This is a genomic window from Leisingera sp. M658, from assembly GCF_025144145.1.
Taxonomy (GTDB): domain Bacteria; phylum Pseudomonadota; class Alphaproteobacteria; order Rhodobacterales; family Rhodobacteraceae; genus Leisingera.
Window position 1 is genome coordinate 2,411,418 of sequence record NZ_CP083546.1, and the last position, 21,198, is coordinate 2,432,615.

Genomic DNA, 21,198 nt, shown 5'->3' on the forward strand with positions numbered 1-21,198 from the left:
CCTCGACCCCAAAGGCCAGAAATTTCAAGAGTGTCCGTCGTCATAAAAAATGGGACTTCAGAGCGGCTTGAGCATTGGAGGCTCTGGTTCGGTTGCGTGATTGATTATGCTGCCTGTTTCTGGTGTTGCAAGCGGCGCTGTCGGATCGTCAACTTCTTGATCTTCTCCCTTTCTCTCAGAATGGCTTTGTCCCTTCCGAAGTAGACGCCGGCGGGTGTGACGTTGCTCAGGCTCTCGTGGTAGCGCTGGTTGTTGCAGTAGTCGACAAAGGTCCCGATTTGGCGTTCGAGAGCACCGGGGAGATAGTAGTTTTCCAGCAGGACCCGGTTTTTCAAGGTCTGATGCCAGCGTTCAATCTTGCCCTCCCTTTTGCGGGTGGAATGGTGCTCCGCGCACATGGGTCATCTTTTGTTTTCCCAACCATTCAGCCAAATCGCCAGAGATGTAGCACGAGCCGCCGCCCATTGGGCTCGAACCAATGGCGCTTTCAATGGGCAGCTCGCTGAGCAGGCGCGGCTTGTGGCGTACGGCCGCCTGGTCGCAGCCCGATGCTGTCAAAGCCAGTTCAATCGTGTCTGTCACATCCTCGGCCCGCATGTTTGTGCAAAGTTTCCCCCTCTCATCGTTTGCTTTGCAAACGACTGCCGGGCAGCGGGACGATGATGTAGCGGCTGTAGTCGTCCAGGATCGTGCTCAGATACTACCAGCCCCAACCGATGATTTTGAAGTAGGTGAAGTCCGTCTGCCACATCTGGTTGATGGCCGTCGTCTTGTCTTTGAACTCGCCGGCAGCCTTGATCACCACATACTCGGGCGCGGTGATCAGATCAGCGGCCTTCAGAATGCGATAAGCGGATGATTCAGAGATCGAGCCATTGGAACGCCATTGGTCCGCGAGACAATGGGCGAGGATACCGCTTCTCATCGGTGTATTTGACCGCCAGCTCGCGTGTCGTCAGCGCTTCATGCTCCAACGCAAACTCGATCAGGTCATCCCGCCTGGCCTGTGGAATACGGTTCCAGACCGGCTTTGGGCGGGGCGAGTGATCTGCAAGGGCATCGAACCCGCCTTCAACGTAGCGGTCATATCCCATTGCCCGGCAGGCGATTTGCAACGCAAATCTGCCAAGAGGGGGCGGTAGAAAGTCGTGCGCGGAATGCCCAGCATGCCGAGGGTCATTCTGGTCGGCAGATGTGATCCCTCAACCGTGCGGATGATCTCCAGTTTCTCGGACGCCGGGTATCTCATTTCTCGAACTCCCCAGCCCCGGTCATGCTTTCTTTCAGCAAACGGTTTTCCAGGGTGAGGTCAGCCACGCAGTCCTTCAAAGCCAACGCCTCGGAGCGCAACTCCTTCACTTCAGATGATGTCGCCTGACGCGCCGTATCGCCAGAAAGCCGCCGTTTCCCGGCTTCCAGGAATTCTTTCGACCAACTGTAATACAGGCTTTCAGAGATGCCCTCGCGGCGGCTCAGCGCCGAAATGCTTTCCTCGCCACGCAGACCTGACAAAACAATGCGGATCTTCTCTTCCGCAGAATAGGTCTGGCGGGTTTTGCGGCGGATGTTTTTGACAAGCTTGTCAGCGCTGTCCTTCGATGTTCCGGGCTTCTTATTCATCTGCGCTCCTTGAAAGCTACGATGAACCAGAACCACTCTGGTGTTCAAATCCTCAAATCTGTCCCAAAGGTGCTGACGGCAGACATCAAGAGTTCGGGAGGTTGTTTTCGCACCTGCAGCGAATGACGGCTCTGTCCCGCGACCTGTGAATTTGGGAAATAAATCTCGCCGCGCTCAGCCTGAATGACTGGTTTTCACTCCGCGTGGCGGCGCGGATTTTTTCGCCTGCGCAGAAAATTCGGTACAGTATGCGCACGCAGCGTAAAATCGAGAGTTCCGGTAAGGGCTCGATTCAAACCACCGCTGCGGCGCGAACGTAGGTCCGGTCAGGATTGGCGAACGGCACGTGCCGCCCTCCAACATGGTTCAAATGTCGATTTGCTCGGCGATGCTCAGCGCATCTTCAAGTTCGACGCCAAGATATCTGACTGTGCTGTCAACCTTGGTATGTCCGAGCAGAAGTTGAACCGCTCTGAGATTTCCGGTTTTGCGTGGTCCTGACCCCAGTAATGTCCATTTGTTCGCTAATGGACATTATCCATCACTAACGACGGTCGTCAGTGCGGGCAGACCGGACGGTTACGTCAAGCGCACCAATGAGATGGGCACATCGGAATGACATCGAACCAGCATCATGCTGGCAGCCAGCGCGCTGACCACGGACCGAAGCATGTACCCGAAAGACCTCAACCGAAAGTCGCGGCAGAAATCAAGACGGGCTACAATAGGCCAGTGAGACTGCTTTGGTGGATCAATTTGCCTGCATAGATCGCTTGACTGGGACGTCCCCGTTACCGAATGAACCTAAGTTTTCCTTGCAGTCAGAAGGTACTTCAGCACCAAGGCATCACGCTTTTGAGCGAGTTTCGCCAGGGACGTGTTTTCGAGCGCGGCGTTTACCCCCGTTTCAAGAGTATCCACGGCATCCGGCGTTATACGCGGTGTGCCAAGATCATCCCACCAGCTTTGGAACGGGCCGCCAAGGTGCTTGCAGAAAGCCCGAATGCCTCCTTCACCGCCGCCCAGATGCAGCATAGCATTCGGCCCCATAGCCGCCCACCGCAAACCGGGGCCATAAGCGACAGCCTTGTCGATATCCTCAACGCTGGCAACGCCTTCCATAGCAAGATGAATGGTCTCTCGCCAGATGGCGGCCTGAAGCACGCCTGGATCCGTTTTGTCGTTGTCCATCAGCTCGACCAGAGGGATCAAGTGAGGAGGATTAAATGGATGCGCCAGAATGAACCGGCCCGGATCTGCAAACCCCGCCTGCATTTCCGATAGCTTCAAGCCAGAGGTCGAACTGCCGATAATTGCGCTATCCTTCAGGCAGGGTTCGATCCATCTGTAGAGATCGTGTTTGATCTCCAACCGCTCCGGCACACTTTCCTGGATAATATCGGCACCTGATACGGCATCAGCGGGATCATCCGTGAAACTGAGTCTCGAATCGTCACCTGCATCCACCCAACCAAGAGCTACGAGGGTTTCAGATGCACTCTGAACCGCACCGGGTTTGCCGGAGGCTTCAACTCCTGAGTAGGATGAAGCCACAATGAGCAAGACAACCAACAAGTATTCTCCTGAGGTCCGCGAGCGTGCGGTGCGCCTGGTGCTGGACAAGTGAGCCATTGAAGGCGCCATTGGTCCGTGCCCAATGGCAAACGGCCAGCACAGTTCCCGCTGGCAGGCAATCATGCCGGTCTCTGCGAAGATCGGCTGTTCGGCGCACAGGCTGAATGAGTGGGTGAAGAAGGCGGAAATCGACAGAGGCAAGCGGGCGGGTGTTCCAACTGATGTCGCCGGCAGTGCGGGTCGTTCGCGCAGCGGTCAAATGATCCGGGGGATCATTTGACCGCCCAAACGAAGGCGCTTGAGCGGGAGAACCGCGAGCTGCGCCAGGTGAACGAGATTCTCCGCAAGGCATCGGCGTTGACCTTGTCACCCGGACCAGTGGCGTTCCTACGGTCAGCTTTGCGATGGCGGAGCTCGGCCGCCGGTTGAAGGGATGGTGTCATTCATCCGCTGCCCGGCAGCGCATGCCAGCATGCGCGAGAGGGGACATGCATCGCGGTGAGCATGGGGTCGAGCCGATCTGCATTCGCCATTGTCCTCGGACCAATGGCGGACAAAAGCTCGCTCCGGGGCAAGCCGCACAAAACCACGGTGCCCGGCAAAAAGGCCCCGTGCCCGCTCTCGCACATGCTGCGCATGTGCTGCCGGGCAGTGGATGGACAAGGTAAACCGGCAATTCCGTGTCCCCGCGCCCAACATGCTCTGGGTCAGCGATTTCACCTATGTTGCCACCTGGAAAGGGTTCGCCTATGTCGCCGCTCGCCATTGGGCTCGAACCAATGGCGCCTTCAATGGCTCGCTTATCGATGCCTATGCCCGCAAGATCGTTGGCCCGCTCTCGGCAGATTTGGCTTTGCCAAATCGCCTGCCGGTCAATGGGTCGTGTCAGCACCTCGGCGCATGCCGGGTTCGTTCTCCCCTCTCGGCAGCATGCTTCGCATGCGCATGCCGGGCAATGGATGCTCTGGAGCAGGCTGTTCACGAGCGGCGGCCGACAAAGGCGATGGGGCTTGTTCATTACTCCGGCCGCCGTTCTCAGCGATGCTGGCATCGCCTGTCACGCAGTGGGTCAGCCAATACCTTTCGATCAAATACACAGAGCGGTTGGGAGAAGCTGGTATCGAACCCTCTGCGGGCAGCGTCGGAGACAGCCATGAGTTCAAGCAGATCCGCGCAGCGGATCAAATGATCCGGGGGATCATTTGAAGGCGCAGAACGCCCTGGCCGAGACGATCAACGGTTTGTTCAAAGCCGAGCTCAGTCACCGCCGCGGCCCTTGGCGCAACTTCGAAGACGTGGAATACGCAACGCTCGAATGGGTGGATTGGTTCAACAACCGCCGCCTGCTTGAACCCATTGGGAACATCCCGCCGGCAGAAGCAGAGGCCCATTTCTACGCCGCTCTGGAAACTGAGGACATTGCCGCGTAACTAACTGAAATCAGTCTCCGGCAAACCCGGTGCGGTTCATGGTCATCATTAGGTCATGTTGACAAATGGCGGAACCAAATGCGGATAGATGTGATATCAACGAAGCCGAGGTAGCTTTCAGCGGTTTTGTCGTATCGCGTGGCGACGCGGCGGGCATTTTTGAGTTTGTTGAAGCACCGTTCAACCATGTTTCTCAGCCTATTTAGCCCACGATCCACGCCGACCCGCATCTTCCGTGTCTTGCGCATTGGGATTTGGGTGAGAATACCGCGCTGGCTCATGGCTTTGCGAATGCGATCAGCGTCATAGCCCCGGTCAGCGAGCAGCCCCCGAGGTTCGGGGAGGTTGTCCGCTATCACAAGATCAAAACCCGGATAGTCCGATGTTTGCCCCGGTGTGATGCCTGTTCTCATTGGTAGCCCATGGGCGTTGACGCGGAGGTGGATCTTGGTCGTGAACCCGCCTCTTGAACGGCCAAAACCTTGTCTCGGAGTCCCCCTTTTGCGCCCGCCGCCTCCCTCTCGGGACATTGCCGGCGTAATGCCCTGCCGGGCAGTGGATGGTGGGCCCGAATAACAGTGCTGTCCACTGCCCGGCAGGCGGCTGTGCCGCCGAGAGGGAGCATTTGCAGTGCGTCTGGGACAGCTCCGCTTTGGTTCAATGCCTCAAGAATATCCTCCCAAAGACCCGCCAGTGTCCAACGCCGGAATTGCCGGTAAACGCTGGACCATTTGCCGGACTCTTCGGGCAAGTCCCGCCAGGGCGATCCGATGCGTGCGATCCAGAATATCCCATCTAAAACAAGGCGATGATTGGTCGGTTTGCGCCCATTTGGAGCGCGGGCAGCAAGAATGAAGTGTTCAAACAGCGACCATTCCTCGTCGCTCATCAGGTCTCGGGGCAAGCGGATCTCCATAGCAGATACCAGCTTGAATCACGGCAGAGCGCCAGTGTGAATCCATTTTGTCAACACGCCCTAGTCTGCAAACATTGTCATCCTTGGCCAGATCACGAATGCGCTTCTCCTGCCGCGCCAGTTGCTCGCGCAAAACAACTCTGGCCGACAGGATTGGCTCTACCGCTGTTTCCAGCATGACATTGCCTTCGGCAAGCTCGCGTACACGGGCTTCGTAATTACCCTTGCTGACAGTGCCGATCTTGAGGCCAAAGTTGCGAAGCAACCCACGAACGGACAGTTCAAGATTAATAATCCCGTGTTTGAGTTCCTTGCGCGAACTCAGCAAAGCCCGCATTTCCTGGGAAGAAACCGACTTGCAATGAACAGCTCGAAACCAGCCCATTTGCAACAACCGTGCAATCCCTTCCGCATCCCTCCGGCCGGTCTTGATCGGCATCGCCTTCAATGCGCCTTTGACCTGACGGGTTTCCATCAGGACAGCCGCGATACCAGCATCGGCTAAACCTATATGCAGCCACTGGGACAACGGCCCGGCTTCGAGGCCAATTCTTGATATGCCGTACTGCAAATTTTGGACAAAACGCACAAGAGCCTCCGGCTCGCTGGCTTCTGTTGCTTCAACTACAATCTTCCCATGTTCGGTGACGACGCAAATTGCGGTATTCGCCAGTGAGACATCCAATCCGATAAATACATTCATGTTATTGCCCTTCTATTCTCCGGAATTGGGGCGCGCGTAAATGCAAGACCCCGCAGACACGCGGTAGCGCATCAAGGGCAATGACACTCTGTCTCAAACCTATCAGACACCTCTGACGCCGGAGAACCATGCAACGCCCCATTACGGTATCTTGGGAGGGTGCGAAGGCGCCTTCGTCATGCTGAAAGCATGCCTCCGGCATGACGGGAAAGTCAGGTGCGGGCCGTGCCTCTGGCCCGGCCAAAAGACATTTTCAAGAATCTCCAACATCACCTGCAATAAGTGCGCTATCCGCCCGCCTCTTGCGCGATACCACCCGCAGCGCTATATGCGCCGCACCGGTCGCAGCCTACCCGGTCAACAAAACAAGGGTACAAACATGAAGACTATCGTTATCTGCTCGGGCGGGCTGGATTCCGTTTCGCTTGCCCATATGGTTGCTGATGAACATCAGCTGACCCGTCTTGTCTCCTTTGATTACGGCCAGCGCCACAAGAAGGAGCTCGACTATGCCGCCGCTGCCGCTGAGCGGCTTGGCGTGCCACATGACATCATCGACATGCGCGGTATCGGCGCAGCCCTTTCCGGCTCTGCCCTAACGGATGATATCGATGTGCCGGACGGCCATTACGAAGAAGAATCCATGAAGGTTACCGTGGTGCCGAACCGCAACGCCATCATGCTGACCATCGCCTATGGCATCGCTGCCGCCAATGGCGATGAGGCCGTGGCCACGGCAGTGCATGGCGGCGATCACTTCATCTATCCGGACTGCCGCCCGGCTTTCACCGAGGCCTTTGATGCGATGCAGCGCGCCGCTTTAGATGGCTATGCCGACGTGCGGCTCTACACGCCGTTTGTGCACCGCTCCAAGGCCGACATTGTCACCGCCGGTGCCAAGCACAATACCCCCTTTGCCGATACCTGGTCCTGCTACAAGGGCGGCGACAAGCACTGCGGGCGCTGCGGCACCTGCGTGGAGCGGCGCGAGGCATTTCATCTGGCGGACATCGCAGATCCGACGGACTACGCCGACCCCGATTTCTGGCAGCAGGCGATTGCCGCCAAGGACGGCGCCTGATGTTCCGGATCACCAAGGAGTTCCATTTCTCCGCCTCGCATCAGCTGACACATCTGCCGTCCGGCCATCAATGCGCCCGGCTGCATGGGCACAACTACGTGGTGGTGGTGGAACTTGCAGCCAAGGAGCTGAACGCGGATGGCTTTGTGCGCGACTATCATGAGCTGAAGCCGCTGAAAGAATACATCGACGGAACCTTTGACCACCGGCACTTGAACGATGTGCTGGAAGGCCATTCAACGGCTGAAAACATGGCCAAGCATTTCTATGACTGGTGCCATGCGCGCTGGCCGGAGGTTGCTGCCGTGAAGGTTTCCGAAACACCCAAAACCTGGGCGGAATACAGGCCGGAGTACCGGCCATGACCCTGCGCATCGCGGAAATTTTCGGCCCCACGATCCAGGGCGAAGGCGCATTGATTGGGGAGCCTACGGTGTTTGTCCGTGCCGGCGGCTGTGATTACCGCTGTTCCTGGTGCGACAGCATGCATGCGGTGGACAGCGCCAACCGCCACGACTGGGCGGTGATGGCGCCAGAGGAAGTCATGGGCGAGGTGCGCCGCCTGTCCGGCGGCAAGCCATTGACGGTGTCGATCTCGGGCGGCAATCCGGCGATCCAGGACTTCGCCCCGGTGATCGCCTACGGCAAGACCGAGGGCTACCGCTTTGCCTGCGAGACCCAAGGCTCTGTCAGCAAGCCGTGGTTTGGTGATCTTGACACTTTGGTGCTCAGCCCCAAGCCGCCGTCCAGCGGTGAAAGGGTGGATTGGAAAGCCTTCGACCTATGTCTTGAAGCCGCCAAGGGCTGCGGCCAGGCAGTAATGAAGATCGTGATCTTTGATGACAAGGATTACGCCTGGGCCAAGGCCGCCGCGGAGCGCCATCCCGAACTGCCATTGTATCTGCAGCCCGGCAATCCGGAAGTTGACCCGGCCCTGCCGGTCGATCTGAACCAAGCCACCGACCGGCTGTTGTGGCTGATTGAAAAAGTAACCGGCGACGGCTGGTTCACCCCCCGCGTCCTGCCCCAGCTGCATGTGCTGGTCTGGGGCAACAAACGCGGCGTCTGAACATAGGAACCCTGACATGTCTGACAGCATCTACAGCAATCTGAAACAGCTGGGCGGCGATACCGTGGTGCCGGCCAGCCCGGAACAGGCGGAACTGGAGCGGGTGCAGAACCCGCAGGCCGACACGGCCTATAACGTGCGCTTCACCGCGCCCGAGTTCACCTCGCTCTGCCCGATGACCGGCCAGCCGGATTTTGCCCATCTGGTGATCGACTACGTACCCGGTGAGTGGCTGGTGGAAAGCAAATCGCTAAAGCTTTTCCTGACCTCCTTCCGCAATCACGGCGCCTTTCACGAGGATTGCACGGTCTCCATCGCCCGCCGGCTGGCGGACTTCCTGCAGCCGCAATGGCTGCGCATCGGCGGCTACTGGTATCCGCGCGGCGGCATTCCGATTGATGTGTTCTGGCAAACCGGCCCGATGCCTGAGGGCGTCTGGATCCCCGACCAAGGCGTGCCCCCCTACCGCGGCCGCGGTTGACACAACCAAAAGCATCTTTGACACAGTTCAGCCCGGCAGCGCAGTTGCCGGGCTTTTGCTATTTAAAACAAGCGATACCCTTTCCCGGCCGCCGGATTACAAGCGGTGGAGAGTTCAGTGTGAATTTCAACAATTTACCGTAAAAGTAGTTAAGATTTTAGTGAACCTGCACTCTGAGGCGGCGTCAGGAGACGATCCGGGCTATCCGGATACATAATTTTTGTGACGGGGGACCTTTATGAACTTTCTGGATTTGGGCAAAACGCTTTCGGGGTATTTGAACGCGCTTTCGCAGGCCGGCCTTCAGGTCGAAATGTTCACGGATTTTGAGAAAGTGCCCGAGGCCGCCGCCGAAACCGGCCGCCGGTTCCAGATGCCGGGATTTGCCATCGAACGGGCTGACCACACCCGGAACTCAGCCTTTTGGCTGTTCCTGAAGGAGGGCGACACCTATGTCGGCGGTGCGGCCTCGATGCTGCAGGACCTGGGCCGCGAAACCCTGGCTGAGTTTCTGCTGCGCACCTCGCGGCATCAGTTTCCAAACGATGCAGGCGGCGGCGTTGAAAGCGTCGCAGAACCGCTGGCGCGGGAGGTCAGCGGCCGCCTGGCCTATATCGGCGAGCTGAACTTTCTGCCCGGCCACCGCGGCAGACGGGCGGAGCGGCTGGAGCCCTTCATGCGGATCTTTCAAATCCTAGCGATCCAGAAATGGGATGTGGACTGGATCTACGCCTTCATCCCCGATCGCCACATGCAAGCCCGGCTGGACCTGGTCTACGGCTTCAGCCGGGCAATTCCGCGGGCGCAGAAGTGGCGCGATCCGGAACCGGAAGTGCGCAGCAGCACCGAATGGTTTGTCGGCGCGTCCCGGCTGGAAATGGAGCACATGCTGCAAAGCGACTTAGCCAAATTTGATGTCCTGTGAGAAATTGGCCACCATCAGCTTGCCGTCCGGCAAATATACCGGGGCCAGAACCCGCCGGTACTGCCGGGTAAAGCGGCGCCCGTTCAGCAGGTTCACGTCGATCGACGGATGGGTGATCACCGGCTCGCCGCGGCTGATCGCCTCGCTGTGCGCCAGTACAAGGTCAGAATTGAGCCTGTCGCTGAACCCGTTCAGGGTGTTCCGCAGCTGCTCGCTGCTTGCCACCTCAAAGCAAATCGAGGCCAGGCTGGCCGGACCTGACTTGATCGGCTGAATGCGGTTCTTCTCCGCATCCGGCGGGCTGAACAAGTCCACCTGATGCTGCAGCTGGTCAAAGCCTTCCAGGCGGCCGCTGTTGGCAAACCACCAGTCCAGGAAGTCCTGCAGCGACACGTCGCAGCCGCGGTACTGGCGGGAGCGGGCAGCCGATTGCAACTGAGCATTGAGAATTTCAAATGCCTTGCGTCCAGCCTCCTCCGCCCGGCGGTCCGGCAGCAGCTCGAGACCAGCAGTGTCCGACGAGAAATAGTGAAACGACACCCCCAGCCCGCGCGCCAGCGCATCCAGCATGCTCCAGCCGATCTCACGCTCGTTCTTCAGCGCGCTGTTGAAAGTGCCATAGGGGATCCCGCATTTCAGCGCCGCCTGCCGGTTGGACAGGTTCATATCCGTCAAAAGCGCGGAGATCTTTTTGTGAATAAGCGCCATATGCGTAAGATCTTTCATATTTAGCGAAACATCTTGCATAAAACAACCGGCACGGCAATGCAGTGCCCGCGTTGATTTCGGCGGCGGCCTGGAAACCCGGCTCATGCCCTGGATGACCCAGCAGCCCGCAGAAAACCATTCCTGGCGGCCGCTGGAAACAGGCGAAGGGGTCAGGGTTGTCGCACCAACCCGAGATCTTGCCAAGGCCGTCCTTCCGGGCGCCATCCCGACCCGCTCCATCCCGCGGCACGGCGCGCCCGGCACCTTCCGGCTGAGTTCCGAGGGCGATGTGCATCAGGCGCAGTCGATCCTTGACATTCTGCCGACCTCCAAAAGCACGCTGGCCATGCTGCGTGACTACGGGTCCCATTTGCCTGCTGTGATCGACCAGCCGTTGAACGGCGGAACTCTGGTTGATGCCTTTCAGCCGGCGGCCGAGGCGCTGCCCCTTTGGGAATCGCGCATCAGCCTGGGCCGGGTGCAAGTTCCGGATGCCCGGCCGGGCTATGCGGAGCTGGAGCTGATCGTAAGCGGCGCCTGGAGAGCACCGGACTTTCAACTTGACGGCTGGAAGTTCCAGGGAAGGAGTTCGCCGGCCGACTGGCAGGGTGACCTGCAGCGATGGCTTCGAGGGTGGCCTGGAGGGAGGCGAAGGGTGCGACGCCGCTGATCTTCGCCGTGGCGATGAGCGAAGCGATGAGGCCCCAGGTGCGGCCGCCTTCGTCGTGACCGGCAAAAAGTGCGTACTTCCTCGTCAGAGCGATCGAGCGGATCAGGTTCTCGCACCACTGCCTGGCAGGCGATTGCGCAGCGATCTGCCGAGAGGGACATTGGAGCCGATCCCGACGCGGCCGTCGCGCAGGAAGGTCTGCAGCCCGCCCCACTGGCGGTGGATGCAGGTCGGCTTCTCTCCGAGGCGGGACTTTGAGGAGATCCGGCGGCGCTGGCTTTGCAGCCATTCTCAGAGACCGGCGGCCAGCGGCGCGGTGCGGTCCTGCCGGGCCGGCAGCCGCTGGCCAGAGCCCCTGCCGCGGATCTCACCTTCGATGCGGTAGAACTCTGCAATCCGGCGCAGCCCCACCTCTCGGACGAAGTCAGGATCGAGCCGGCGCCCGGCACTCCCGCAGCCCGGAATCCGTGCCAGCTGCGCCGCCAGCCAGGCCTCCAGCTCATCAAGCAAAGGCTTTGGTAGGGTTTGGCGCAGTTGAGCGCGATCCTGCGGCGGTAGCCCGCGGGCGTCCTTTTCTACGGCATATAGCTCAGCAATCCGGCGGATCGCCTCTTCGGCAACGGCCAGTCCTTGAGATTGGAAGACGTCAACAAACTTGCGCCAGATATGCGCCATGCAGGCAACTGAACCGCACCGGGTTTGCCGGAGACTGATTTCAGTTAGTTACGCGGCAATGTCCTCAGTTTCCAGAGCGGCGTAGAAATTGGCCTCTGCTTCTGCCGGCGGGATGTTCCCAATGGGTTCAAGCAGGCGGCGGTTGTTGAACCAATCCACCCATTCGAGCGTTGCGTATTCCACGTCTTCGAAGTTGCGCCAAGGGCCGCGGCGGTGAATGAGCTCGGCTTTGAACAAACCGTTGATCGTCTCGGCCAGGGCGTTCTGCGCCTTCAAATGATCCCCCGGATCATTTGATCCGCTGCGCGAACGACCCGCACTGCCGGCGGCATCAGTTGGAACACCCGCCCGCTTGCCGCTGTCGATTTCCGCCTTCTTCACCCACTCATTCAGCCTGTGCGCCGAACAGCCGATCTTCGCAGAGATCGGCATGATTGCCTGCCAGCGGGAACTGTGCTGGCCGTTTGCCATTGGGCTCGAACCAATGGCGCCTTCAATGGCTCACTTGTCCAGCACCAGGTGTTTAGTCCCGGTGTGTGGTGGTCTACTGATCTGTGACCATCACAAGGGTGCATTATGGGGCAAATTCTTCACGGGAGCGCCAAGACCACGCACGCCGTCCGAGCTCTCATACAGCGATCGAAAGCTTCGAACGCGGCGCTGAGCCGGGAACTGGGCATCAACGTCAAGACAGTCGCCAAGTGGCGCAAGCGCGACAGCGTTCAAGACGCCGCGATGGGACCGAAGCAGGCTCATTCCACGGTTCTCAGCATCGAAGAAGAAGCCGTCATCGTCGCCTTTCGACGCCACACGCTATTGCCGCTGGATGACTGCCTCTACGCACTGCAGCCGACCATCCCGCATCTGACCCGCTCGTCGTTGCATCGCTGCCTGCAGCGGCATGGCATCAGCCGTTTGCCTGAGGTTGAAGGTGACAAGCCGAAGAAGAAGTTTAAGCGTTATCCTATTGGGTACTTTCATCTCGACCTCGCGGAAGTTCGCACCGGCGAGGGCAAAACCAGGTTGTTTGTCGCAATAGATCGCACGTCGAAGTTTGCCTATGTCGAACTGCACGAGAAAGCAGGCAAGATGATCTCTGCCCAGTTCTTGCGCAATTTGATCGCGGCGGTGCCTTACAGGGTCCATACGGTTCTCACCGACAACGGCATCCAGTTTACCAATCGCAAGCAGGACACATCGGCGTTCCAGCACATCTTTGACCGCGTCTGCCGCGAGAATGAGATCGACCACCGCCTGACAAAGGTGAACCACCCCTGGACGAACGGCCAGGTCGAGCGCATGAACCGGACAATCAAAGAAGCGACGGTCAAGCGCTACCACTACGACACGCATTCTCAGCTTGAACGCCGTGCTTGCGGGCCTGCCACTCACCATCGCCAAGGAACTTGATCCCGGTGCTGTCCGTTGCCCGGCAGGGCATTGCATAGCAATGTCCCGAGAGGGGACGCAGGTTCAGCGGACCATCGGCGCGGCGATACGGGATCTGGACGGCCAGCGTTCTATGGGCTTACGCGGCCCCACTGGGGCCACGGTCCCATCTCACTCTGCCGGCGGCACAGTGTAGAGAAATCGGGAACGGGCCAGTCCAACCCCGCCAGGTGCAAAAGGCTGGCGACCATCCCGGCGGTCTGCCGGAGTGGCAACTTGAACAGAACCTTGATCGACAGGCAGAACTGGATCGCCGAGTTCGAGAAGACTGGTGGACGCCCCGGTCGCCCTTCATGCGGCGCGAGCCAGGTCATCTCTTTGTCCAACCGGATCAGAAGCGACCCGCGCTTCCTGAGCGCATCGTTGTAGCTGGACCAATTCGTCGTGCGGTAGCGGGCAGGTGCGGGCTTGCTCATCTAACCCGTCTAACCGCATGGATTCGTGATGTGAATCCTTAGCGGTCAGAGTTCTGCAACAATGCCACTCCAACCTAAATTACTAAAGTGCCTCGTCTAGATTGCGGCATTTAACTTTTGATGAATTCGGATCAGCAATGGCTATCCGTCCGCCTCTTAAAATGCGGACGTTGAGCAACAAGGTAAGTTGCAGAGTCGGGCGGCAAACTTGCATCCGCGGCGAAAGTCCGGTTGGTCCCGCCAGCCCCTACAACAGCCCTTTAAACACCCTTTAAAACCCTCTGCCGCCCGACGTTTTTTTACGTTTTGGGCGGCGGATTGCCGGGTATTGCAACGGGAAGTGTCCCGTACTGCAACGCGAAGTGTCCCAAAATTCCGGCGTCAAATCACGGAACCGGCGCAGATCCGGACTGGCTAAACCCCCGTTTCAGGCTTAAAAATCAGGGAAATCGCGAAAATGAGTTGCTGCAACGGGAAGTGTCCCGCACTGCAACGCGAAGTGTCCCGCTGTTAGGAGACACTTGATATTGCAGTAACCGGAAGAGGCCGGACAAAGCCGGAAGAACCCGGATGGAGCCATATAAAAAAGGGCATTCTGGAAGGTCTAAACCTGGAAAGTGGCTTGGGGCGTTTGTCCTTCAATACCCGGAAAAATGGCCCCTACAGCGCGCTCAGCAGATTTTGGGACACTTCCTGTTGCAAACTCTCTCCCCTGCCCCAGACCTTGTAGAATAAGGGAAAACAATCCCTCACAGGGGCGATAATGCCCCTTATGTTAACTTTCGGCCCGCCCTTTTGAGCTGCCGAACTTGGAACTAGGGTGCCGGTCTAGGTTATCGCTTCCCAGAATAAAATTCTCGTCATAAAATCAACAAGGTAAGTGAATTCCACACAAAACGGCAGCTCTCTGAACTTGGAACAGATTTCAGGAGAGCTACGGGACTTTCCTGCCGTTCGCTGCGGGTGCGATAGATTCGACGAAGAATGGCCGTCTCAGGCTCAACGGGCGAAAAGTGTGCATTTGCTGCAGGTGCAACGTAAGACCCGTTACTCTTGATACACGGTTAGGATGTCGCATCACGTAGCACTGATGAGTGCAGCTTGCACTATAGAGCCCCTGCATGCGATGGTCTGTTGCCTTTTAAAAGTTGCCGGGCCTCCGGGTCATATGTTGTCGCACATTCGCCTAAAACGGGTACAGGGTGCTTTCGTCAGGGTTGTCCATTGCCCCTTTTCGCATTATTACCACCACAGAGGTAGACAACACTTTTCAAACGGCTCACTCCAATGAATAACCAGAATTGCTTCCCTGACCTGTGCGAATTTTTAGTGAAGTATCAAAACTCTGACGACGACGAGGCCGTAAAAAGTTGTGTGGTAGACCTTCGAGTGGCTTCCGGTGAAGTTCCACTTGGTGACTACGAGTGCCTGATAGAGTTCACGCGTTTGTTCATCTCGGTAGATCATGAAGGCATGGATGTTGTTTCGGGTTCGCTATACGGCGACCCCAAAAGACCTAACGAAGTCAGTCGATCAAATCAGATCCAGGAAAAGCAAGAAGACAAAGGCCTCATCACTGGGGCTATGGAACTCACGAGAAAAGGCTTTACGGGGAGCGGCAAACTAGAGCGAGCACGCACCCAAGCAACCAACCGGGAGCTTACGCTTAAAGAAGAGGGAACAGACCTCCGTGTAAAGGCGCGGCCTAATCTAAGGTGGGAAGTTCGGGAGCCAAGTGGAGAGCCTTTGGACTCAACATTTCTTGCGGACGACAAACTTTTGGCTTTGACCAAAAAACCAGACGCCAATCGAAGCTATTCTTCTCTTGAACTCAAGGTGAAGCAACGTGACCTTCGCATTAGCCCCGTGCATGGAGACGCGCAAACCGAGAAACGATTTGCTGGCTTGACGACCACAAAAAAGAGGCTGTTAGATATTTTTATCGCCAAATCTCTTAGCAACGCCAGTTACTCAAATCAGCAATATCGGGGAGAAATTCTAATTTCTCGCTGCGAGTACAATCATGAAGAATGATGTGACAATTGAAGAGGTTTGGCCTGAGCAAGAAATATACAGCGCTTTGGAAATGTTGGAGGAAGGTGACCTAACCTTCACTGAGATGGCAGAGTGCCTCGATCTGCAACCTGAATGCGATTTCAAAGATAGCAACTTGACAAACACTGATTTTTCTTATTCCGACCTTCGAGGTTTCAACTTCAAAGGTGCTGATTTGAGAAATGCTTATGGAATGGATGTCCAGGTTGATCAAACGACAAACCTGAATGGTGCCCTTGTCGAGAACTCGATTTTTCAGAACTTAGTGGAAGAGCGCATCTTTTTCGAAGAAAACAATCGAGCTTCTCGGATCTATGAGGCGCTGAAGAAGGGCGACCCCTATGAGGTTTCAAGTTGGGTTTCTTCGCGCGGAGACCGTTTGGTATCGAAGAAGTTTAAGAACATTTCAGAGGAACAGGCCTCACTTCTATGCAAGAAGCTCATAGTAGACGACATTGACTTAACCAAAAGGACGACGTTGTTTTACTACCTCCATCGGTTTACAAATTCGACCTCAGACCTTCATAGGGTCGTTTCTGACTTTGTTGCATTCCATTTGGGGAATCCAGGCGTCATACTTTCCTTCGTCCGAGTTGCGGGCGACGTTCTTTCGAACGATGAGTTTGTTGCAAAGACTATTCTTTCGCTTTGCGATCACCGAGACATCGGCGTAAAGGAAGCTGCTTTCAGTGCGATAACCAAAACACCCTTATTTGCAAAGAATTATCGAAGAATAAGAAGCCTATTTTTTTCTGAAGCCAATACCCAGGTTCGAAAACAAATAATCCTGAAGACTGCGATTAAACTGGGAGCGCAATTCGTCCTCTCAATCAATACCGAAGGTCGCAGCGGTACAATAAGTGGCAGCCATGTGTTAGACTTCCACGAAATGCTGAGAGAAGAAACAACTCTGCAAGTTAGAGCGAGTCAGGGGAAGAGAGTGGCGATTCAAAGCGACCGAGAAATTGTCGAACGACAACAAGAAGTACTAGCTCAAGCTCCAGTGTTTTCTGTGCTTCTGGAGCGGCAAGGCTCAGACTGGATACAAGCTGCACTGAAACGGTCACATTCTCGCAGGTTGCAGAATCAGAGAGATGTCGCATCCAAGGTTCGCCACTCCTTTCGTTCCCATGGCCGCTACAAATAGCTTGCATACATCACCCTCACTGCATGGCTCTCAATCGTTTCAATGACTAGGGATCATAAAGGTGGGGATGTCCACAGCGTGCTGCGCATGCGAAAGCCAGCTTGTTAACTAATGGCTGAAGCGGGCTCTGAGCTACGCGAGCAGCTCTGAGCCCTAGGTTCACACAATAAGCGCGTCTATGTTGACTTTGCTGATGTCGCTCTGCCGATGATTAAACGGAAACGAATAGGATTTTCATGGAACCTTCCGACCACTCTGACGTGGAAGAACTGCACTACTACTGCTCAGCGGCAACCTTCCTTTCGTTAGTAAAGTCGAAAAAGCTATGGTTGACGGACCTGACCTTGTCCAATGACACTCAGGAAGGGAGGTACGCGGTAAAACAGTATCTGGACAGTTTCCTCCGCAAGCGAACAAAAGAAAGCCTCGTAAGGCGAAATGGCGCTCGGCTCGCACTCGACATCGCCCTGAAAGATCGATGTGCACTTGGTATGTGCTTTTCCGAAGACGACGATCTGCTCAGCCAATGGAGAGGCTATGCAGACAACGGCGCTGGGTTGTGCGTGACATTCTCTAGACCAGCGATAGAGGAAATTGTCGAAGGAAACATTGAAGGCCTGCCGGGTTTAAGCCTAGCTCCGGTTTCGTATGACCGGATCGAGAGAATGGATCTACCCTCACAAATCCATAGTGTATTTAAGGAACGGATTGACGGCTACTCAGAGAACGAGACAGGAGGTGGCAGCGTGTCCTGGGGACAATCAAAGGAGCAGAGAAAATCCGAGATTGGCGTGATTTCAAAACTGTATGAGTTTAAGAATCCGGCATTCAAAGAGGAAAGAGAATGGCGCTTGTATTGGGTCGGAGAGCACTCTGATGCTAGCGATTTAGACTACCGGGAAGCGAGCGGAATAATCTCCCCCAAGGTGGAGATCACGTACCCCAGCGCTTGCATCACTAGAGTCAGACTCGGGCCTAGGAACCCTACTCCCTCCAATGTCGTTCAAAGGATGATGAATCACTTTGGCTGCAATGCTCGTGTTCGAACATCGACTGCCAGTTTTACTACCCGGGGCAACTAGGTTCAGACACAGTAGGTTCAACCAATAAGGGCGCTTATGTTCACTCTGGCACCGCCTCCCGGCGGCGCCAGAGGGGCCGTTATGTTAACTTTGCAGCCGCTCTTTTGGCTTGCCGTTTTTGGGTTACGCCGCCCCTTTCAGTTCCTCACGCAACGCAGTAGCAGAACCCGGCGAAAGATAGCGGGCAGCTAGATATTGATTAACTCCTGGATCACACTCCATCCGAAAAGCGCGGTACTGCCGTCCGTCGTCCTCGCAATTGTAGCGGGCCGCCTCCCTGCGGATCTGGTACCCGAACCGCCGTAGCAGAGGCCCTAGCCCTGGCGGCGAAAGCGACATCAACTCGGATGCACCAAGCCCGAAGGCAGCCCTGCACAACCCGGCGACGACGAGTTTTGTCTCGATAGAGGGGTGCGCCTGATCTGCTCGGGTCTCGTCCATAACAAAGCGGGTGCATTCCCATGTCTGGTTCGTTTCCGGGTAGTCATTGAGCAGTCCGCCAGGGATACCAGGGATTTTGCCGTCTCTGGCGTCCTGCAGCATGTAGGTCCAAAACCCGTCACTGCCTGCGCAGGACGCTGCACGGGCGCCGGCGATCACGCGACCGCCCTGCGTAACGATAGAGTAGACTGCACCCGTTCGGTCATATTGATCCTGCTCAAAGTGGCCATCATGGATCAAACCCCAGCCAAGTTCGTCCACCAGCTTAAGTTTGCGCAGGGCCAGAAACCCTGAATAAGCCGATTCAAAGGCGTGGCGGTGTTCGAATGAAAAGACGTGTAACTGCATGGCGCTCTCCTAGTTGCAGCGCCATGTTCAAAGAGCCCATTTTGAATGGAATCCTTGGTCTTTAGATAAGCCCGAATTTTATCACTAGTGATATCAACTGCGCGGTGGAGGTAGCCTCAACTGCCTGCATAGCCCCTCTGCGGCGCTGGCGAACAGTTTCCAGCTTTACCCCGAGCCTTTCGGCAATTTCCTGATCTTTTAACCCCGCACACATCAGGCGAAGAACATCCTGCGCCTGCCGTGATATGGAATAGTGCCGGGTTTGTTCGTGATGCAGTGAGTAGAGGGTGTACAAGGCTGCCTTCGCGAGCCGCCGCTCAGCGTCGGTCCACTTGGGTCCGCTGCTGCTCACTATCGACACTTGCCCGTCAACATGAATTGAAAGGGTGTTTCCCTGTATTAGGCCGTGCCTGGCGGCGTCATCAAAGAACCTCTCGCTTTCTGGATAGCGCACCCTCAGTTCTTCCCAAGTAATAGAACCGGTTCCAGCGACCCCGAATTTTATTGTCGGGTCTAGGTCGAGGTATCTTTGCGCGACGTACCGCTCCTGCCATTCTCTCGAGTAGGTCGACTTTAAAAAAGCAATATTTGCACCGTCGAAGCCAACGCCCAGCGAAAAACCGCACTCAGAAATGTTATCCAGCGACCGTAAATGGACGCCCGCTATATCACTAATCATATTGGATGCACACGCTTAGTATGTAATGTGACACATGATTACCGCAATGCGTGAAGTATCACAAGTGATACTTCACCTCGATAGGCAACCAGATGAACGAAGACGGGATCACCGCCGAAACGCTGCAAAGGATTGTTCATGAAGTGGAGCAAGCAAACAAAGAAAAGCCGGGCGAAGGAACCCGGCTGTTCGAACAAGCAATGGATAGGATTAGATCAGCGCGGGCGCGCACTCTTGATGAGTCGGCTGACTAGCTCGGCATCATTTTCTGAGAGGTCCGCAGCCTTCTCAACCACGGACTGGCTCTCGGATGAAGGGTCATCAGAAAACAACCAAGCCATATCAATGTTTGCAACTTCGCATATTTTCATAAGCTTACCGACTGTCGGATTAAAGCGGCCTGACAGCACCCGGCTTACATACTCAGCTCCGCTATCGCTCTCCAACGAAACCTTATCATAGTCAAGGTTACGGTCATCCAGGGCTTGACGCAGGCGCTTCCTCCACGCCTCGACCCCCTCACTCTTTGAGTCTGAATTATTCTTGCCTGGTTTGCTCATGCGCGAACCTTACACGGAATTATTTGTCCAGCAAACGGAAATAAAAGTCCAGCAAACGGACTTTTAAGTTCACGCATCCAACAAAAAGGGATAAGCCGCCACCTTTTGCGATAACCTTAAGACCCTTTATGGCATGTTGCTGGTCTTTTAGGGTTGTTGCACTGGTCTTTTAAGGCTACCGTTTGATCTAACGGAGGACCCGATGGCACCAGAAACAATAATTCACCACTTGAGCGGACAGCAGTTCGCAGGGCTTCTCCGCAAAGAGCTTGACCAGATGAACCGGGGTTTCACCACGGTTTCTTGCGAAAGCTTTGCCAGGTCTTGCGGCCTCTCTGGGAAGCAAATTCGCAGACTGAAGGACGGACAGGTTCCCAACCCGAATACCCTGACTGTTAGGACGGTTCTGTACACCTTGGGGTATCGGGTAGCGAATGCAGGTGACGACGTCGTCCCACACCTTAAAGAAACAGGTAGTTACGACGAGGAAATGCACGGCCCCAAGCGAGTTCGTCGCAGTTTATCTGCTGATGATCTGCCCCCTCTCTCCGGCAGGAGGGAGGCAGGCCAGTGACCAGCATTCAGAAACAACACCCGTCCAGCCAGTCCCGCACGCCTGCTAGCAGCGGCCTGGCTCAACTTCCCGGCAGCCATGGGGATGCGCTGCCGGGGCCTTTTTATTCCCGCTTACCACTCGCCGGAACGGGTCCCAGCCTAGCCTCATTTCCGGCGGGCTGGGGCCAAGGCTTCCGTGTTGTGTGGCCAAGTCTTTCAGATCTTTCCGACGACTTAATTGGGGGCATCTGCGCCTTCGCCCTGCCCTTCCTGTTCTTGTTTGGAGCCTTTTTGAGATGACCGGCAACGATGTTTTTAAGAAGAAATCAGTTCCAGAACGGATCACTGAACTCCGGGCCGCTGCGGCTGATTATGCAGAGCAGCGCGAACGCCTAGTTATCGCTGCAAGCCGTCACAGGATGGCTCAGGCACGCCGCTGGAAAACGGTCGGCGAACGTGCCGCAGAAGTGGACGCAGCAGTTGAAGCCCTGGCCGAAACACAGCGCAGGGTGGCGGATCTAGTAGCCAGCCTGGCCGGTGACGGCGCCCTGGACGATTTCAACGACTTCCTGGCTAGCAAGCACTGATGCCCGGTGCGCAGATCCTGACGGGC

At 56.4% G+C, this 21,198-nt stretch carries 19 protein-coding genes and 6 pseudogenes; 12 read left to right on the forward strand and 13 right to left on the reverse strand.

Features of this window, described 5'->3' with window-relative positions; all coding sequences use genetic code 11:
* Positions 1–104: 104 nt before the first annotated feature.
* The 3 genes and pseudogenes from K3724_RS11990 to K3724_RS12000 all read right to left on the reverse strand — a co-directional run bounded on the left by K3724_RS11990 (position 105) and on the right by K3724_RS12000 (position 3,396).
* Positions 105–1,620 (reverse strand): annotated as a pseudogene (locus K3724_RS11990) (DDE-type integrase/transposase/recombinase).
* Between the two features lie 366 nt (positions 1,621–1,986).
* Positions 1,987–2,112: pseudogene (locus K3724_RS11995) on the reverse strand (integrase); the annotation flags it as partial.
* 312 nt (positions 2,113–2,424) lie between these two features.
* On the reverse strand, positions 2,425–3,396 hold the full coding sequence (locus tag K3724_RS12000; RefSeq protein ID WP_409201380.1) for a 3-hydroxyacyl-CoA dehydrogenase family protein: 972 nt from the start codon (positions 3,394–3,396) through the stop codon (positions 2,425–2,427).
* A gap of 763 nt (positions 3,397–4,159) precedes the next feature.
* On the opposite strand from K3724_RS12000, the pseudogene K3724_RS24005 reads away from it, so the two are divergent.
* Positions 4,160–4,625, forward strand: a pseudogene (locus K3724_RS24005) (integrase core domain-containing protein); the annotation flags it as partial.
* Positions 4,626–4,678: 53 nt separating this feature from the next.
* Here K3724_RS24005 and K3724_RS12010 read toward each other — a convergent pair.
* A protein-coding gene (locus K3724_RS12010) for an IS5 family transposase (RefSeq protein WP_259985075.1) occupies positions 4,679–5,541 on the reverse strand; the annotation gives its coding sequence in 2 pieces (ribosomal slippage) (positions 4,679–5,118 and positions 5,118–5,541; 864 coding nt in all).
* Positions 5,486–6,244: a transposase gene (locus tag K3724_RS12015; protein WP_259985077.1), complete on the reverse strand. Its 759-nt coding sequence runs from the start codon at positions 6,242–6,244 to the stop codon at positions 5,486–5,488. Before K3724_RS12015 ends, K3724_RS12010 begins: the two co-directional genes overlap by 56 nt.
* Before the next feature lie 379 nt (positions 6,245–6,623).
* Here K3724_RS12015 and queC point away from each other — a divergent pair, with 379 nt between their 5' ends.
* The 5 genes from queC to K3724_RS12040 all read left to right on the forward strand — a co-directional run bounded on the left by queC (position 6,624) and on the right by K3724_RS12040 (position 9,800).
* Positions 6,624–7,325, forward strand: a complete 702-nt coding sequence (gene queC / locus K3724_RS12020; protein WP_259985080.1) for a 7-cyano-7-deazaguanine synthase QueC — start codon at positions 6,624–6,626, stop codon at positions 7,323–7,325.
* Positions 7,325–7,690 (forward strand): 6-carboxytetrahydropterin synthase QueD, encoded by a 366-nt coding sequence (gene queD / locus K3724_RS12025; protein ID WP_259985081.1) that lies wholly within the window; start codon positions 7,325–7,327, stop codon positions 7,688–7,690. Before queC ends, queD begins: the two co-directional genes overlap by 1 nt.
* The gene (gene queE, locus K3724_RS12030) at positions 7,687–8,394 is read left to right on the forward strand and encodes a 7-carboxy-7-deazaguanine synthase QueE (protein WP_259985083.1); all 708 of its coding nucleotides are present in this window, start codon (positions 7,687–7,689) and stop codon (positions 8,392–8,394) included. The genes queD and queE overlap by 4 nt, the downstream gene beginning before the upstream one ends.
* A gap of 16 nt (positions 8,395–8,410) precedes the next feature.
* The gene (gene queF, locus K3724_RS12035; RefSeq protein WP_259985085.1) at positions 8,411–8,875 is read left to right on the forward strand and encodes a preQ(1) synthase; all 465 of its coding nucleotides are present in this window, start codon (positions 8,411–8,413) and stop codon (positions 8,873–8,875) included.
* Between the two features lie 238 nt (positions 8,876–9,113).
* Positions 9,114–9,800 (forward strand): hypothetical protein, encoded by a 687-nt coding sequence (locus K3724_RS12040; protein ID WP_259985087.1) that lies wholly within the window; start codon positions 9,114–9,116, stop codon positions 9,798–9,800.
* Here the strand turns inward: K3724_RS12040 and K3724_RS12045 are convergent.
* Complete coding sequence (locus K3724_RS12045) at positions 9,777–10,526, reverse strand: helix-turn-helix transcriptional regulator (protein ID WP_259985088.1); 750 nt, start codon at positions 10,524–10,526, stop codon at positions 9,777–9,779. The genes K3724_RS12040 and K3724_RS12045 overlap by 24 nt on opposite strands.
* An 85-nt stretch (positions 10,527–10,611) precedes the next feature.
* Here K3724_RS12045 and K3724_RS12050 point away from each other — a divergent pair, with 85 nt between their 5' ends.
* Positions 10,612–11,178 (forward strand): GPW/gp25 family protein, encoded by a 567-nt coding sequence (locus tag K3724_RS12050; protein ID WP_259985090.1) that lies wholly within the window; start codon positions 10,612–10,614, stop codon positions 11,176–11,178.
* A gap of 102 nt (positions 11,179–11,280) precedes the next feature.
* Here the strand turns inward: K3724_RS12050 and K3724_RS24010 are convergent, their stop codons facing one another.
* From K3724_RS24010 to K3724_RS12060, 3 genes and pseudogenes are all read right to left on the reverse strand, one after another.
* A complete protein-coding gene (locus tag K3724_RS24010) occupies positions 11,281–11,463 on the reverse strand; it encodes a hypothetical protein (RefSeq protein ID WP_409201421.1) in 183 nt (60 codons plus the stop codon).
* Between the two features lie 6 nt (positions 11,464–11,469).
* Positions 11,470–11,853, reverse strand: a complete 384-nt coding sequence (locus tag K3724_RS12055) for a transposase (RefSeq protein ID WP_259985092.1) — start codon at positions 11,851–11,853, stop codon at positions 11,470–11,472.
* Positions 11,854–11,901: 48 nt separating this feature from the next.
* Positions 11,902–12,117, reverse strand: a pseudogene (locus K3724_RS12060) (integrase core domain-containing protein); the annotation flags it as partial.
* Between the two features lie 312 nt (positions 12,118–12,429).
* Here K3724_RS12060 and K3724_RS12065 point away from each other — a divergent pair.
* A pseudogene (locus K3724_RS12065) lies at positions 12,430–13,221 on the forward strand (IS481 family transposase); the annotation flags it as partial.
* Here K3724_RS12065 and K3724_RS12070 read toward each other — a convergent pair.
* Positions 13,196–13,718, reverse strand: a pseudogene (locus tag K3724_RS12070) (transposase); the annotation flags it as partial. The pseudogenes K3724_RS12065 and K3724_RS12070 overlap by 26 nt on opposite strands.
* Positions 13,719–15,005: 1,287 nt before the next feature.
* On the opposite strand from K3724_RS12070, the gene K3724_RS12075 reads away from it, so the two are divergent.
* The 3 genes from K3724_RS12075 (at position 15,006) to K3724_RS12085 (ending at position 18,002) form a co-directional block, all read left to right on the forward strand.
* A complete protein-coding gene (locus tag K3724_RS12075; protein ID WP_259985094.1) occupies positions 15,006–15,752 on the forward strand; it encodes a hypothetical protein in 747 nt (248 codons plus the stop codon).
* The gene (locus K3724_RS12080; protein ID WP_259985096.1) at positions 15,742–16,920 is read left to right on the forward strand and encodes a pentapeptide repeat-containing protein; all 1,179 of its coding nucleotides are present in this window, start codon (positions 15,742–15,744) and stop codon (positions 16,918–16,920) included. Before K3724_RS12075 ends, K3724_RS12080 begins: the two co-directional genes overlap by 11 nt.
* 236 nt (positions 16,921–17,156) lie before the next feature.
* Positions 17,157–18,002, forward strand: coding sequence for a DUF2971 domain-containing protein (locus tag K3724_RS12085; protein WP_259985098.1), 846 nt, complete (start codon positions 17,157–17,159; stop codon positions 18,000–18,002).
* 123 nt (positions 18,003–18,125) lie between these two features.
* Here K3724_RS12085 and K3724_RS12090 read toward each other — a convergent pair whose 3' ends face one another.
* From K3724_RS12090 to K3724_RS12100, 3 genes are all read right to left on the reverse strand, one after another.
* Positions 18,126–18,791 (reverse strand): acyl-homoserine-lactone synthase, encoded by a 666-nt coding sequence (locus K3724_RS12090; protein WP_259985100.1) that lies wholly within the window; start codon positions 18,789–18,791, stop codon positions 18,126–18,128.
* Between the two features lie 61 nt (positions 18,792–18,852).
* Positions 18,853–19,470, reverse strand: a complete 618-nt coding sequence (locus K3724_RS12095; protein WP_259985103.1) for an autoinducer binding domain-containing protein — start codon at positions 19,468–19,470, stop codon at positions 18,853–18,855.
* A 215-nt stretch (positions 19,471–19,685) separates the two neighbouring features.
* On the reverse strand, positions 19,686–20,030 hold the full coding sequence (locus tag K3724_RS12100; protein WP_129370535.1) for a helix-turn-helix domain-containing protein: 345 nt from the start codon (positions 20,028–20,030) through the stop codon (positions 19,686–19,688).
* An 851-nt stretch (positions 20,031–20,881) separates the two neighbouring features.
* Here K3724_RS12100 and K3724_RS12105 point away from each other — a divergent pair.
* Positions 20,882–21,172 carry a hypothetical protein gene (locus K3724_RS12105; protein ID WP_259985107.1) on the forward strand — a complete coding sequence of 97 codons (291 nt, stop codon included), beginning with the start codon at positions 20,882–20,884 and terminating at the stop codon, positions 21,170–21,172.
* Positions 21,173–21,198 lie beyond the last annotated feature (26 nt).